The 14,047-nt window shown below is 51.1% G+C and carries 15 protein-coding genes and 1 pseudogene; 3 read left to right on the top strand and 13 right to left on the bottom strand.

Annotated features, from left to right (window positions below):
- Nucleotides 1-249: pseudogene (locus JNC80_RS11375) on the top strand (hypothetical protein); the annotation flags it as partial.
- Here JNC80_RS11375 and JNC80_RS11370 read toward each other — a convergent pair.
- From JNC80_RS11370 to JNC80_RS11360, 3 genes are all read right to left on the bottom strand, one after another.
- Nucleotides 236-529, bottom strand: a complete 294-nt coding sequence (locus JNC80_RS11370; protein WP_116089428.1) for a hypothetical protein — start codon at nt 527-529, stop codon at nt 236-238. The pseudogene JNC80_RS11375 and the gene JNC80_RS11370 overlap by 14 nt on opposite strands.
- A gap of 96 nt (nt 530-625) precedes the next feature.
- Nucleotides 626-886: a hypothetical protein gene (locus JNC80_RS11365; RefSeq protein WP_116089429.1), complete on the bottom strand. Its 261-nt coding sequence runs from the start codon at nt 884-886 to the stop codon at nt 626-628.
- Complete coding sequence (locus tag JNC80_RS11360) at nt 883-1,635, bottom strand: glycoside hydrolase family 108 protein (protein WP_376710375.1); 753 nt, start codon at nt 1,633-1,635, stop codon at nt 883-885. Before JNC80_RS11360 ends, JNC80_RS11365 begins: the two co-directional genes overlap by 4 nt.
- 190 nt (nt 1,636-1,825) lie before the next feature.
- On the opposite strand from JNC80_RS11360, the gene JNC80_RS11355 reads away from it, so the two are divergent.
- On the top strand, nt 1,826-2,587 hold the full coding sequence (locus tag JNC80_RS11355; protein WP_116089430.1) for an outer membrane protein: 762 nt from the start codon (nt 1,826-1,828) through the stop codon (nt 2,585-2,587).
- A gap of 56 nt (nt 2,588-2,643) precedes the next feature.
- Here JNC80_RS11355 and JNC80_RS11350 read toward each other — a convergent pair whose 3' ends face one another.
- The 4 genes from JNC80_RS11350 to JNC80_RS11335 all read right to left on the bottom strand — a co-directional run bounded on the left by JNC80_RS11350 (nt 2,644) and on the right by JNC80_RS11335 (nt 6,891).
- Entirely contained in the window at nt 2,644-3,042 is a 399-nt protein-coding gene (locus JNC80_RS11350; protein WP_376710374.1) for a hypothetical protein, read from the bottom strand.
- Between the two features lies 1 nt (nt 3,043).
- Nucleotides 3,044-5,281: an autotransporter outer membrane beta-barrel domain-containing protein gene (locus tag JNC80_RS11345; RefSeq protein ID WP_116089432.1), complete on the bottom strand. Its 2,238-nt coding sequence runs from the start codon at nt 5,279-5,281 to the stop codon at nt 3,044-3,046.
- A 186-nt stretch (nt 5,282-5,467) separates the two neighbouring features.
- On the bottom strand, nt 5,468-6,220 hold the full coding sequence (locus tag JNC80_RS11340; protein WP_376710373.1) for a phage tail protein: 753 nt from the start codon (nt 6,218-6,220) through the stop codon (nt 5,468-5,470).
- A complete protein-coding gene (locus JNC80_RS11335; RefSeq protein WP_376710372.1) occupies nt 6,220-6,891 on the bottom strand; it encodes a M15 family metallopeptidase in 672 nt (223 codons plus the stop codon). Before JNC80_RS11335 ends, JNC80_RS11340 begins: the two co-directional genes overlap by 1 nt.
- Before the next feature lie 132 nt (nt 6,892-7,023).
- Between JNC80_RS11335 and JNC80_RS11330 the strand changes: the two genes are divergently transcribed.
- Nucleotides 7,024-7,494 (top strand): DUF2441 domain-containing protein, encoded by a 471-nt coding sequence (locus tag JNC80_RS11330; protein WP_376710371.1) that lies wholly within the window; start codon nt 7,024-7,026, stop codon nt 7,492-7,494.
- A 350-nt stretch (nt 7,495-7,844) separates the two neighbouring features.
- Here the strand turns inward: JNC80_RS11330 and JNC80_RS11325 are convergent, their stop codons facing one another.
- From JNC80_RS11325 to bgtE, 6 genes are read right to left on the bottom strand one after another with little or no spacing between them, the layout of a single operon-like run.
- Entirely contained in the window at nt 7,845-9,344 is a 1,500-nt protein-coding gene (locus JNC80_RS11325; RefSeq protein ID WP_376710370.1) for a hypothetical protein, read from the bottom strand.
- Nucleotides 9,344-10,780, bottom strand: coding sequence for a hypothetical protein (locus JNC80_RS11320; protein WP_376710369.1), 1,437 nt, complete (start codon nt 10,778-10,780; stop codon nt 9,344-9,346). The genes JNC80_RS11325 and JNC80_RS11320 overlap by 1 nt, the downstream gene beginning before the upstream one ends.
- Nucleotides 10,780-11,145, bottom strand: a complete 366-nt coding sequence (locus JNC80_RS11315) for a hypothetical protein (RefSeq protein WP_116089440.1) — start codon at nt 11,143-11,145, stop codon at nt 10,780-10,782. Before JNC80_RS11315 ends, JNC80_RS11320 begins: the two co-directional genes overlap by 1 nt.
- Nucleotides 11,138-12,157, bottom strand: coding sequence for a tail fiber domain-containing protein (locus JNC80_RS11310; protein WP_075657634.1), 1,020 nt, complete (start codon nt 12,155-12,157; stop codon nt 11,138-11,140). Before JNC80_RS11310 ends, JNC80_RS11315 begins: the two co-directional genes overlap by 8 nt.
- On the bottom strand, nt 12,157-12,588 hold the full coding sequence (locus JNC80_RS11305) for a hypothetical protein (RefSeq protein WP_075657635.1): 432 nt from the start codon (nt 12,586-12,588) through the stop codon (nt 12,157-12,159). Before JNC80_RS11305 ends, JNC80_RS11310 begins: the two co-directional genes overlap by 1 nt.
- Nucleotides 12,585-14,042, bottom strand: coding sequence for a gene transfer agent protein BgtE (bgtE, locus tag JNC80_RS11300; protein ID WP_376710368.1), 1,458 nt, complete (start codon nt 14,040-14,042; stop codon nt 12,585-12,587). Before bgtE ends, JNC80_RS11305 begins: the two co-directional genes overlap by 4 nt.
- Nucleotides 14,043-14,047 lie beyond the last annotated feature (5 nt).

The raw sequence follows: 14,047 nt of genomic DNA, 5'->3' as shown, positions 1-14,047 counted from the left end.
CACATCAAGATTGGCTACCAGATGAAATCAATGCATAGCTTATTACGTCAAAATGCAGAAATTGCCTTTGAGAAAACGCAGCTTCAAAGCAGTGTTCATGCACGTATCTCCGATGAAATCGAAGAAAATGTGAAACTTCGCGATGAGAAAACCGCTCGATTAAAAGCGCAAAGACTTGCTCAAGCAGCGATCACACCGCCTTCAAAAACAAAGAAATCAAAACCAAAGAGCAACATTAAGCCACATTAAAACCACCCTTTATCATGAAGCTGACAACCCCAAGGATCAAAGCGCTTATTATAAGCCAAACGACCTTAGCCAGAGTATCACTTACACCGGATATTTTCTTCTCAAGATCGTTAAACCGGTTGTCCATATGCTTCCATTGTTCGTCTTTGCGTGCATCTGCTATTTCAGATTGAACCTGAAACTTCTCGAGAACCACAAGGCGCGGGAGAATACCGGTCAGCTGCTGCTCAAGATTTACAACGCGGGAACGAAGATCGAAATCATTCTCTGTTGGCGACATCACCAGCACCCCGCCTTGTTCCCGTATACATTATGACCAGCAATGCCTTTGCCCGCCTGCGCATCATTACCTGCCAGATACACAGCTGTTTCCGGTTTAAGGCTGATTTCCTGCCAGCCCGCGCAATTGCTCGCACTGGTCGCGCACCCCGCCAAGCTCAACACACAGAGCAAAGCTGTCCAAATTGTCGATTTTCTCATTAATCCCTGCCCTGCTCTGAATTGCCTGTGTGACAGCTTGAGCAGCTTTTAATGCCGCATCCTGTTTGCCGTCATGTTGCCCGAGCGCATAAAAAAAGAGGCCTGAAACTGCCCCTCCGATAACCGCACCAGTGATGTGTTGAAAGTTGATCTTCATGCCGCCTGATCCTGCATGCGCTTGATGAGGAAATAAACACCGGTGGCAAATGCTCCGACCATGATAATTGCAAGCGCCCATTGGATCGGACCCGAGCCGGAAGCCATACCGCCAAGACCGGATAAAAGGCCGCCAATTGATGCCCATGCCTCTGGCTTTTTAAATGTTTCCATGAGAGATTGATCTTTGGGGTTGGCCTTAGCCGAGGAAGTATTCACATCGGTATTTACTTGGAATCCCCGTATGAGCTGACGTGATTGCGCCTCCACACTGATCACCCGCTTTTGCCAACCCCGACCAGACACCGGCCAAGTTTTCAATGTCTTCATGAACCGAAGACGCTCCGCCGCATAAGCGGCGATCAGATCGCCCTTATATGCCTTCACAGCCGCAACGGTATGAGCGCCGACGATACCATCAGCCGTCACGCCAACAATCCGTTGTAGCGATTTAATCGCCTGTGCTGGGCCACTGTTCACACCATAGTCAAAAGCCATGAAGTCAATGCCAACCGGAAGCAGATCGCCGCCGGATTGCACCCAATAGGAGCGCCGATAAATCTTTGCAGCTTCTTCCTTGGTGAGCGCTTTGACCTGTGCAGGTGTAACGCTGGCAACACCACGGTGAGCGGCCAATGTCCTGTGTGTGATGCCGTACTTCGTGGCACCGCCCGGGTCTTTCGGATTATTCACATATCCGCCCTCATGACCAAACATCAGGTCAAGCGCGGTCGTTAAGGTCTCACGCATAGCGTTCCTTTCATAAAAAAAGCCCCGCAAAAGCGAGGCATCAGTTCATTGTTGAAAATAATAATTACAAAGCTTAACTGCTACAGACAAATGAATATGCGTTTTCACATGACTGTTGCTGTCATGTAACAGCTATTTTTCACTTGCCAGTGTAGAAAATAACTCAAGAATTATCTTTTGGGAGATCAATATGTTTAAAAGCCTTACCCTTGCAGCATCCGCCGCACTTTTGTTCACCAGCTCCGCTATGGCCGCCGATGCCGTAGTTTATAACGAACCAGCACCAGTTGTGGTTGACACCTTCTCCTGGACAGGCGGCTACATTGGTGCGCATGCTGGCTACGGCTGGGGCAAAACCAATGACGTTAACAATCTTGGCTCCCCAGAAAAGAAAATGAAGGGCGGACTTGGCGGCATTCAAGCTGGTTACAACTACCAGTTTGACAATAATATGGTTCTTGGTGCGGAAGCTGACATTTCTTTCAGCGGCGTAAAGAAGAACTGGAATGATACCGACGCATACAGCACATATTACACACAAGACAAAATCGGCACACATGGTACAGTTCGGGCTCGTCTCGGTTATGCTGCTGATCGCTTCATGCCTTATATTACGGGCGGTCTGGCTTGGGCTGATATGAAGCATACTGTAGGATGTTCAGATAAAAACGCTCTTGGAGGCTTCCCAGCAGGAAGCACTTCATGCCGTGCTGGCACAGCTCGTCCATCATTTGAAAATTCGGCTTCAAAAACCTCCATTGGTTATAGCGTAGGTGCAGGTCTTGAATATGCTGTGACAAATAACTGGACTTTGAAGGCTGAATATCTTTACTCGAATTTTGGCAAGAAAAACGTCACTATTACAGATCCTAACTTCCCTGCTGCATCTGGTGAACGTCGCTTCAAAACAAACCTCAGCGAAGTTCGCATCGGTGTAAACTACAAGTTCTAATCCCTCTTATAGAACTAAATTACAGCCTCAGATCAACGTCTGGGGCTGTTTTCGTTTTAAGCGCTTAACGCCTGCTGCCACATTACATCAACCTGCTCTTGCGTTAACGACAGATGCGCTGCCACTTGGTTGAGCAATGGGTGCAAACGCCGGTACTCAGAAGCGTCTTGCCACTCGATTACAGCTTCATAACCCATTGCGATAATAGCCGCGTTGAGGTCAGACAAGCTGATACCGTTGCGCACTAATGTCAGACGAAGCTGGCGCTTGCTGATTGGCGGCATCAGGGCGCGTTGCTGTTCTGGCGTTAATTCTGCTCCGGGAATGTCGCCACCCTCAATGTCTTCGACCGGAACTTCTTTCATGGGTAGTGCAAAATCAGGATACGCTTCCGGGTGCATAGGGAAGCCTTTTTTCCCGATACGTTCATGATCGACAACTGTCACAGTGCTCATGTTAGGCCTCTTTTTCAAACTCAGGGATGAAACGACCGGTACCGTGCTCACAATTCGGATCAACAAACAGTACATACGGGTCTTTACGCCGCCCTGTAACCATCCAAGCGATTTCATCATTGCAGGCTGTATCAGCACAAGTAATGTTCAATATGCCGCCGGTCATTTTGCTCTCAGGCCAAACAGCTGTGCCGCCTTCCTGATTTTGCAGAGCTGACACCATGATATCCGTATTCAATGCCCAGAACGTACCGAACATCATGCCGAAATATTCATCAATGTTCACGGTTGCCTTGCCGTTAACAAGACGGACAACACCGCGGTAAATATTCAGGTTCTCAGGCGCTTCAGTGAAAGCGTGACGGAGGTTTTTATCCTCAGGAGCAAGTGGGTGGTCAATAAGAAAAGTACCAGAGCCTTTTGAAAGGCTACCATTGATGGCAAGATTTCCACCCTGCGACAGAAACATTCTCTGGCCGCGGGCGTTGCCATTGTTTGGGTCGTAAGCCCACCAAGCAAGACTTTCATCTCCGTTCAAGATGATGCGCCAAGGAACAAATCCAGACGACCAGCCGAACCCCTGCATTGCCTGTTGTGTATATGCAGTCCCCCGTCGCGTATCGGAGTACAGCATGTTTACATCGCCGGTAAAAGTGTCTCCAGCCTTATTGATAGGTGTATAACCCAAATTGTTCTGTTTGCTGTTTAGCGCTGACTGTTGCGCAGTCGATACTGGAAGTTCTGCAGGAGTTTTCCCGTCTAGCTTGGCGCTATCCGCAGCCTTTTCTCCCGTGCCAAGTTTGCCGCCTAATGCATCAGCAATCGCCCCCGAAGCCACCATTTGCGCTTCTGTTTTGTTGGCCACGTTGCCAAGGCCGACTTCAGCAGGTGTGTGAGTATGAGGGGATGGCGGGAAAGTCGCAGGTTTACCCGACAGATCGCCGTAACTGCCAGTCGTGGCTACCGCTGCAAGTGGCGGTGTCTTATCCGCATCAGCAGGAATTCCGGCCAGCTTGCTTGCTTCCGCAGTGGTGTAACCCTGATATCCGGCAGCGTATGAGATAGTGATTGTGCCGCTCGTGGTAATCGCACCAGTTGCAGATAAACCAGCTGGTACAGCAACCCCGACACTTGTTACCGTTCCTGTATTTGCCGTCGCACCGGTGGCAATGCCTGCAAGCTTTGTTCGCTCAGCTGCGGTCATAACTTTGGCAGATGTCGTTTCGACCATACTGCCCATGCTGAAAGCATCGGTGGCCTTGTTATTCGGGTCATATGTTGCACGGAACATGTCACCGCCACCGGACGGATCAACCCATACACCGCCGCGCGTTAACAATGCCCCGCCCGCTGTTGAGCCAGTAGCATCAATATCTGTCGTCGCGACTTTGCTTTTAGTTGCCAGAGCACCAAGATCAGACGGCTGAACAGCAGTGTCAGCTTTTGCGCCCTGCACTGTGGTTGCCTTTCCATCCAGTGCAGTTTGCGTTGCTGTCGAGATTGGAAGCGTGAGAGCTGTAAAACCCTGTAGTTTCGCACTGTCCGCAGCTTGAGCACCAGTATCAAGCTTTGTAGCCAGTCCAGCAGTCAGTTCCGCCTTCGTTGCAAAATTAGCGATTGCTGGCGGTTGCACGGCGGTGTCAGCTTTTGCAAGAGACGCAATACTTGCAGCACTCAGTGCCACTGTCCGGTCAGCGGAGAAGTCGCCACCACCCGTCAGTCCCGTACCGGCTGTAAGCTTTCTTGAAGGTTGAACAGCGGTATCTGCTAAAGCCAGCGAGGCGAGTGACGTAGAGGAAAGGGCAAGAGCGATATTTGCAGCCAAAGTGCCGCCACCGCTCAGCCCCGCTCCGGCAGTTACAGTGATGCTTTTCTGAGCGGCATTAACGATACGGGCATCGTCACCTGCTGCAACAGTTCCCGCAGTCGTGCCAACATTCAGCCCCGAAGCACTACCAAGCGAAGGCTTATTCAGCAAATCGTCATAGCGACCTGAAAAGCCCACAGCGGAAACCTGTGCAGGCTGCACTGCCGTATCTGCCTTCTGCCCCTGCTCTTTGGTCGCGGCATCAACAATGCCATATCCGGCAAGGGTGGTAGACTTATCGGCCTTGTCTGCAAGCACAGGGAAAAGCTTATCAGGCGTGATAGCTTTACCGGCTTCTACGCCAGTGCGGATTTCACCCTCAGATGCGGTGGGAATGTCAAATTGATGGGTATGATAAGGAATATCAACCATGCGTCACCTCTTATAAGCCAGCCGCAGTAAGGCGGGCTTCAAGTTCTGTTATTCGGTCAGCGAGAGGTTTCAAAAGGCCGTCTAACGGCGCATGCACCTGTTGCCCGTTCGCAAGGAGCAGGACACGGATGCTTCTCGTATCTGAGACACCGGAAATCGCCTGTGGAGTAGGAGATGTTTTTTCCATCACAGCACCCGAATAATCTTGTTTTTGATAATCGTCGGCTGAACGTTGTTGTGCGGTTGGTTCCCGCCCTTGTAATTTGTCTCAACATAGTGGGAATGCTCACCGGCTTCGTCTGTCGCCGACTTGCTGTTGCCTCCGGTGCCAGATGGGCGGTCGCCACCGTAATTCACGTTCGTGGCTGCGCCTGTATAATGGTGCCAGTGCCTGCCGGATTGATTGGTATTGCCTTCATGCCGGTGACTTGGCATCTGCGCTTCCGTCAGGACATGGGTTTGCGAGCCACCCACAGCGCCAAGAACATCACCGTCAACCCCACCGTACGCAGCGGTGAGCCTGCCGGTTCCGCGATTAATGCCAGCTACAACGCGCCCCCGACTATCAGGGATATTGAAAGTCGTCGTACCGTTTCCAGCCCCCCATTTTGTGCCAAGAACAGCGAACAGTGCCGGATAAGTTGTGCGGGACAATGCGCGTCCGTCCTCGAACATCCAGCCTTCCGGCTCCGTATCGCCGTTCCATTCGATTGTTCCGCCAACAGGCACGACCATATTGTAAAGCTTTGGATCATAAGCCTGCACATCCGTACCAATCACAACATTGAGAAAGGCTTTCAGTGCCTGCTTGTCTGCCAGATCGGCCATAAGCTGTCGGATCGCATTGTTGATATTCGATGGGGCGCACCCTTCAGCAATGTTAATCCTGTTGATGGCCGTGTTATTTGACGGTGTAGTGCTATAATCTTTGACCGGCATTATACGCGTCCTTGTTTGATTGAAGCCACAAGTGCAGCGAGAGCATTGGACTGGTTGGGAGAAACGCCGGAGAACTGAACCGGCGAAAACGGCGATGCTTCCGGCTGCTGTTGACCAAAGGCTTGCAACAGTGCGTTGAGGCTGGATTGTGAGCGGTTTGGCTCAGTGGCGACTGCCTCCGCAAAGGCTGGCACCGGTTCGTTATTTGCTTGCGGCTGCGATGTAAGCCATGCCTGTGGAGTTGCGCTGCTCGGCAAAGGGAGGGCGGTCTGTGAAGGCGGAGCGCTGGCAACCAGTGCCGGATCAGGTTTGCCGCCGCGTCTGCTCGCAAGCTCGATATGCCAGTTCTCATTTGAAAGCGGGAAAGCCAGCCCAAACCGACCGGCATTCTCATGCGCCCATGTCGTTGCAGACGGATCGAGATATTTCAGATCGACAGCATGACCATGATTGTGATTGGATCGCCCCGGAGGCGCTACCCACTTCCTCGCTTTTTCCGGTGATCCGTATTTCGTTAATGCATCCTGCCAAAGCTGTGCTTGGCGCTCAGGAGAACGAAAACCGGAAGTAATGCGCAAATGCTGTGCAATCTCCGGCGGCGCAGCCGCAAACATATTGGACAGTGCAGAAGCAAAGCCCTGATCCAGTCCTGAGAAGCTATCAGGCCGCATCGCCCCTCCGACAGCATACTTTTTGAAGTCAAAGGACATGGCTTTCTCCAATAAAAAAGCCCCGCAAAAGCGAGGCTGTGGACATGGTGTAGAATTGATTCAAGTATCCCAATATTAAGCGGGGCAAGAATCATGGTTCAGAATACGTATTTTCACTGTGCGCCAATAAAATTAGGTGCAGGCAGTATTATAGAGGCTGGGAATTGGGGGCGCTTAGTTGAAATGCACGACTGGGCAGATGCTGGCAACGTGCAGAGAGATTTTGCAGAATTGGCGATGGAGTACGGAAGAAGGACACTTCAACCCAATGCCCCTAGCCGCCTAAATTGTGTTTTTTGCCTTGAGGATGAGGAGTCTGCAAGAAATTACATGGCACAATTTGCGAGACTATCGGTGCTTCACCAAGTTGAGCCGGTCGAAGTGGGCGGCCGATTACCTGCTTTGTTTCGTACCAAGTACAGCTTGATATGGGCTCTGAATGTAGATGCTTTGTCACCTTTGAAAGCTCTTGAGACAAATATTCAACAGTATTGGCAAGGAAATCCAGATACTGACGTTGAAGTTCTAATTGGCGGTGCAGTTCGTGTTGTTCAATCTCTTTAGTCTGTTCCATTATTCTACACCTTCAGATATTCTCTATTCATGAAGCAAATAGACCACGATCCAACTAAGGCCGACAAATGAACCAAATAGACTGCATAATTAGATAGCTAGATGGAGGATTAATGATATTCGGTGAATGGTCAGACAGCCACGATAAAAGAGTAGACAAAATATATGAACACGCTTCCAAACAAGGGAAAGCTATAAGTCCGCAAGAGGTAACTAATTTTAATCTTGTTGGCATCCGTCGCCGCCTCAACAATATAGAAGTCGGTGTGTGGATGATCGTACTCCTCCTATCCTTGCTTTTATGGCGCCTCTGGTAAATGTTATTAGTTTAAGGTTCGCCTTTATTTTTTATCTGATTGGCTGGCAGCTTGCGACGCTAATAACGCCTCAATAATCCGATTGTTTAACTCACCAGTAGTCCACTTAGGTGCGTTACCTCCTGAACGGATAAGCGCTGATAATCTATCGACGGCGCTTTTCGTACTGTGATCCGCTGCCATCTTTGCTGCTAATCCGCCACCGCTTGCAGCAAGGGATAGCCCGCCGGTTCCAAGTGCCGCCCCTGCATTGAGTAAAAGAGGCAATCCGCCGCGCGTAGGAGACAGCCCTCCGCCTAAGCGCAATAGGTTACGCACCGCCGTTCCATTGGCGATTTCCGCCATAGCTCGCTGTTCACCCACAGTGAAGCCCTTACCTTTTTGGCGTACCTTATCGATTTCCTGCCGTATGGTGTTGTCAATATTACCACCGGTTCCGGCTTTGCCAGCGCGATCTTTTGCTTTGTTAAATGCATACTCAATCTGTTCGGCCTTGGCTGATCTCTGCCACAGATTGCGGGCTTGTTGCAGCGCTCTAATGCCCTCTTGCTGATTTCCCATAAGGATATCTCCACGCCCCGGCTTTGTGACCATATTGTCAAAAGAATCTATCACTTTTTTTAGTGCGGCATTATTCTCTTTCCTGAAATCTGAAAGTGGGCCTTTATAACCTGCCCCCATCGCCTTGCGTGCCTGCTCCAAGCCTTTCAGCGTAATATTTTTTCCTGAAAGTTCGCCGATCACATCGAGAGCATTTTTCACACCACTATGTAAGTCTGGCCTATAACCAAAGTCCGCAAGTTCAGGCACGATAGTGCTTTTGAGTTTTTCGATAGCATTAGGAGAATAAACAACGCCTGCATTATCTGCCGCCTCATAAGCGTCTTTTGCGCCCTGTTTGAGCTGCTCAATAGATGGAATAGACCTTTCTGCTGCTTTGCGGGCGGAACGGTTTGCTATACCAGCAATCGCACCACCCGAACCGATACCGCCAAGTAATTCACCGGCAATTTCAGCCCCGATATTATCAGGGAAAAGTTGCTGCGCTGTTGCGCCGACAACGCCACCACCTGCCGCTGCACCAAGTCCTGCGGCAAGCTGCCCTGCGGTCTGCGCCGTTCCAGCGAGTGGCACGATTGCACCACCTACGGATTGTGAGACACGGCGGGCGAATTGTTGACCGCTGTCATCACTTTCTGGAGATATTGCCAGCCCTTGACGCAATCCAGAGGAGCCACCGAGAGGCGCATCAGAGGCTTTAATGTTCGTACCGAAAAGCGCATTTACGCCGCTGACGGCTGGCTTAACGACGAAATTATTCATCAGATCAACAGGAGCGCCCAGTGCGCCTGTCGCACCTTCCATCAGGCCTGAAAACATCTGCGAGCCATAACCAGACTGATCATCAGCCTGAGGCTGTGGTGCAGATTGTTCAACCAGTGGGGCAGCCTCCCACCAGTTGCCGCCTGCTGTGTCTGTCTGTGTCTGTTCAACAAGAGGCGCAGCTTCCCACCAATTTGCCATTATGGTTTCCTCCGAATACTTCCATCCGGTGCCGTAAATTGTGTTCCACTCGGCAGAGCATCAAATTCAGCCTGACTGTTAACTTTGGCTGTGCCAGCAGGAGGATACGCTGCATCTGTGTTTCCACCAGCTTTCTGCTTTAATTTCTGCATGCCGTCTGAGACTGCGCTTCGAAAATCCTTTAGCGCAGTTTTAAAATCATCCTCGCTTAGCGAGCGATCCATTCTCGCCATTGCTGCTTCCGCTTTTGCGCCTTCAATTTCAGTGATAGCGCCACCGCCTTTGAGCATGCCGAATGCCTGAAGAAACGCGCCGCCTTGAAGCTTTTTGAGATAGGTCAATGCATCACGCCCACTTGCTCCCATTGTCCAATTGGGACGGTACTGGTCAGCAGGCCCCACAATTGCAGATAACCCGTCATGTGAGAGCAGTGTATCAATATCAGCAATCGTTTGTTCACTCCTCGCAAGATCAGAAGGAAGCGCAGTGAAAGCCTCTCCCTGCGCCTTTCCTACGACTTTTTCTTTCTCGGCATTTGCAAGATTTTTAGGAACGGAGCCAATAATCTGACCGGAGCGCTTGTCCTTAATGGCATAACTATCACCAAGATCGATTTGTTCAGTACCGGACGAAATATCAAACCCGCCTGTATCGACCTGCTTGAAAGAACCGTTTTTACCAAGAACGCCCAAAACTGGTTTGCCCTGATCATCCTGCCCCCAAATAGGATTAAGACCATATTCAGTAGCCCCACCACCGTTGTTTTTCTCCCACTCGAATTTCTCACGGGCAAGCTGATCGGATGGTGAAAGCTGAGGGTTATCCAGCTTCTGAATTTCCAGTTCCATCTTGCGCTGTTGGAGTGCCTGCATCGGATCAACACCTTTGCGCATGGCGATCAGATAGGCGTTGAGAGAAGCGCGGTCACTGGCAACGGCCTGCGCTTCGCTTTCATCCATCCCTTTGCTTTTCAGCCATTCAACAGTCTGGTTCTGGTTTTTCTTCGTTTTCCTGTCCTGATTACCGGCGGCAATCATCTGACTGCCTTTTGACAGGCTGTCCTGCATAGTACCGCCCATGCCCCAGCCCAGAAACATATCGCCCAAACGCTGACCAAAATCGCTTTCTCCAAACTTGGACAGGCCATCAAAAAAGCCGCCAGATTTGGACTGTGGCGGCTGTGCTGGCATTGCTTGGGATGTTGAGTGTGTCGGCATTGGGTCAACCGCTCGCGGGACCTGTGCGACCTGCTGTTGCAACACATCTATTGGTGCAGATAATGGCGGGGCTGGCTGCTGTGCAGCTTCTGCTCCCTGCAAAAGCATGTTCGGATTTGGTTGCGGCGCAAACTGTTGTGGTTGACCGGTGAGGAATGGCGCGAGCAAATTGCCGATGGTTTCGCGCTGATCCATAAAACTTGTAAGAAGATTGCGCATTATACTTGTCCACCTTTCCCCATGATCTGGGCGATATAGGCTGAGAGCAGGTTCCCCTGCTGACCGCCTGCCATCTGTACCGGTGAGAACTGTGCTTTGGGCTGGTTCTGTCCGATCTGGGCAAGCAAATCCTGCCTGCTCTTTTCTGCGTCCGTCATTTCAGAGCGATACTTACCGAGTTTGCCGCCGCTCATATCCTGCAAGGCTTGAGAGAACATATTGCGGTTCTCCGGCGTGCCAGCAATTGCCTGCTGAAAACTTTCCAGCTTGTCACCGATACCACTGAGAAATCCACCGCTGGCGGCAGCTGTTGGTTGCGCAATGGTGTTCATGGCGCTGCCTGCGCCTTTCAAAGCATTAAACATGCGCCACCACCTCCATGTTAATGCCGAGAGCGTCGTAATTGACCGCCAGATAGCCGTCATCTTCCAACACAACCGCATCCGGATACTTATCGGCCACATCATGCGCCATCAGGCCACGGAAGCGTGTGGGTTCGCCCCTATAATTGAATTCATACATTGGCAGACCATTCTCATAAGTGCCGGTCTGTACGATATGCTCTTTGAGACGCGCGTCAGATTTAGCAAAGAGTGAGCCAATCGCCCCGATAGCACCAAGCGGATTAGATGGCTGATTAACGGTCTGAACATTGGTACCGTAATTACCCGCAGAACCGGCAGCAGCACTCTGCAACAGACCGAGCCGTGTCCAGTCCTGCATATCCTCTGCCTGCCATTTGGCATAATCAGCCTGCAGCTTATCCTGCGCATTCTTATCCTGAATTTGTCCGGCACCGATCTGAGCCTGACCACGACCAAGCTGCGCGGCATCCACGCCAAGCTGGTTCTGAATAGACTGCGCGTTGGCCGCATCAATCGCTCCAACAGCCTTGAACTGATTATCCATTGCACGGTTGTAATCGCTCTCCAACCCTTGCAGCAGCATATTAGTGGTGTTCTTGCCAAGCACATCGGTATTCGCGCCGGAGCCATAGCGCCCTGATCCGGCAAACTGGCTCTGGATCAGATCATTGGCTGAGCTGATCTCGTTATTCAACCGCTCACGATAATAGGGATTACCCTCTTTGAGATATTTGCCGGAGGCATAATCCTGCAAATTGGATTGCGCACTGGTTGGTTGTCCAGCTTGATCACGCAAGGCACCATAATCAGCGCCACCATTCATGACGCTACCAATACCGGCCTGCGTATTGGCTCCAAGATCGGCAACGGTCTGGCCTTGATAGACATTGCCACCTTTACCGCTGTTATAAAGATCCATTGCCTCGCTGGCAGACTTTTGAAACAAAGGAGCCGCCCATGCAGGCGGCTTATTCTCGGTTGTCTGTGTCTGTGAGCCGCCTTTTTTACCCATTATGCAAGTCCTTTCCGAAACATTGCCAGCTCAGCGCCATAGCCCTGTTTTGCTAATGCACGTTTCCAGCCCAAGCGGCCAAGAACGCTGCATTCGTGGCAACCCTGATCACGGCCATATTGTTCGATTTTTTCAATCAATGGCGTGCTGTCCAAACCATCCTCACCGGCCAACACTGTGACCATGATTGTGCGGTGATCTGTTGCCTGATTATGTTTGATTTCAGTGAGCACAAAGGAAACATAGTCCTCGCCATCGAGGATCAGCCAAAGCTGGCGCTCACCTGACAGGATTTCCTTCATCAGTGACTTAATCTCAATGTCCTTGGGAAACCGCGCTACCATTTGCTGCATGGAGGCAGTGATTTGTCGGCCATAATGCGCAATACGCTCCGGCGGCCAATCGTTTGTCAGATGAATGTCGAGTGTCATTTCATACCTGCCGTGCTGATTTTGGTTTCAATGCCTTGCGCGTGCGTCCAGATCGAACCTGCAGGAATGCGGACTTTGACCTTGTGAAACCGTGAGCGTGACATCCGCCGGTACATGCCGGTGCGTGAGGATGGCACTTGCTCATCCTGCCAGCGAAAAGCTTCTGAACGGCGAAAGCGTGAACCAATCGCCAAGCGGGCATCATCTGTATCGGCAATCAGATAGGTTTCATGAATACGTGTCACGCCGCCTGTGGTATCGCCAACCTCCTGCGTGGTAATCACAGCTTCCTGCGTCTGGCCGTTGAAGAAGCCAAGCGCGCCTTCCGGTGTGAAAGCCGCCAGCACCGGAGAACCGCCCTGCCATGAACGGGCATCAAGCGAATAAGGCAGAGCATCAATCGAAGTTGAAACTGCGTCCAACCCTTCCAGCGTATAACCAAGTGTGGCAGCAGACATGAGCATGGATGCGGCAATATCAGCCTTTGTCCAACGACTGAGTGCCCAATCATAGATATAAATCTGATTGTAATTCTCATTGCCGAAGCGCCGGATTGCAAAATAAACCCGCGAATAAAACGGATCGACAACGCCCATGATTTCAGCAGTATCCGACCATTCCACCTGATCAAAAACCGTGCGGTCAACTTTTTCAAAGCCGATATTGGCCATAGAGCCGTCAGGAGCAATCTGGAAGAACCCGCCCTCGTCAGCATAAAAAGCCAGATTTGCACGCGACGCGATAGAAAGACGTGAACGCGCGCCGCGCTGATCATGAATTTTCTGAAAGGTGAATATCTCAACCGAGCCTGGAACAAAGGTCACCCGCCGGATTGCTTTTTCCTGAAACACAAGCGGGTTCGTCGCCTCAGTTGAACCTTGAACCACGCCACCATCAGGAAACTCCTGATAATCGCAATTCTTGCTACCAACAGTCCAGTGCTCTGCATCATTTAAACCAGACCACCATACACGGCGCGGATGCGCAGGCAGCCCCATCAGAGCAACAAAATCACCCCAGACGCGCACAATCGCAGCACGGGGCGGATTGCCGCCAAGATCACGGAATAGCGCCTGACCAAGCTCAATCACCTGCGGATTGTCGTTTTCATTTACTGCAATCACAAAGTTGCCGAATTGTGCAAATGACCATCGTGCCTCTCGGCTGGCATTATACTGCGTGCCGGTCTTAGATATATTGACCCATCCCAGATCGGTATTATCCAGCCGAAAAAGCCCCGTTGCTGTGCCTGCAAAAATATAGGTGCCGCCCAGATCATCGCGCGCCATAAATCCACCGAGACAGGCAGTAGGCAGCGCTTGCGACAAAGGTTTAAACTGAGGAAACGGGATATAAGACCCGTCAGCGCAGAGCACATTGTTCACATCACCGGTGTAAGCTCCGTTCAGATCAGAAACATCGGGGCGAAATTCTGCAAATGGGATTGTCGGCATAGTTT

The organism is Pseudochrobactrum lubricantis (assembly GCF_041929865.1).
Taxonomy (GTDB): Bacteria; Pseudomonadota; Alphaproteobacteria; order Rhizobiales; family Rhizobiaceae; genus Pseudochrobactrum; species Pseudochrobactrum saccharolyticum.
This window is presented reverse-complemented; position numbering and strand designations above follow the sequence as displayed.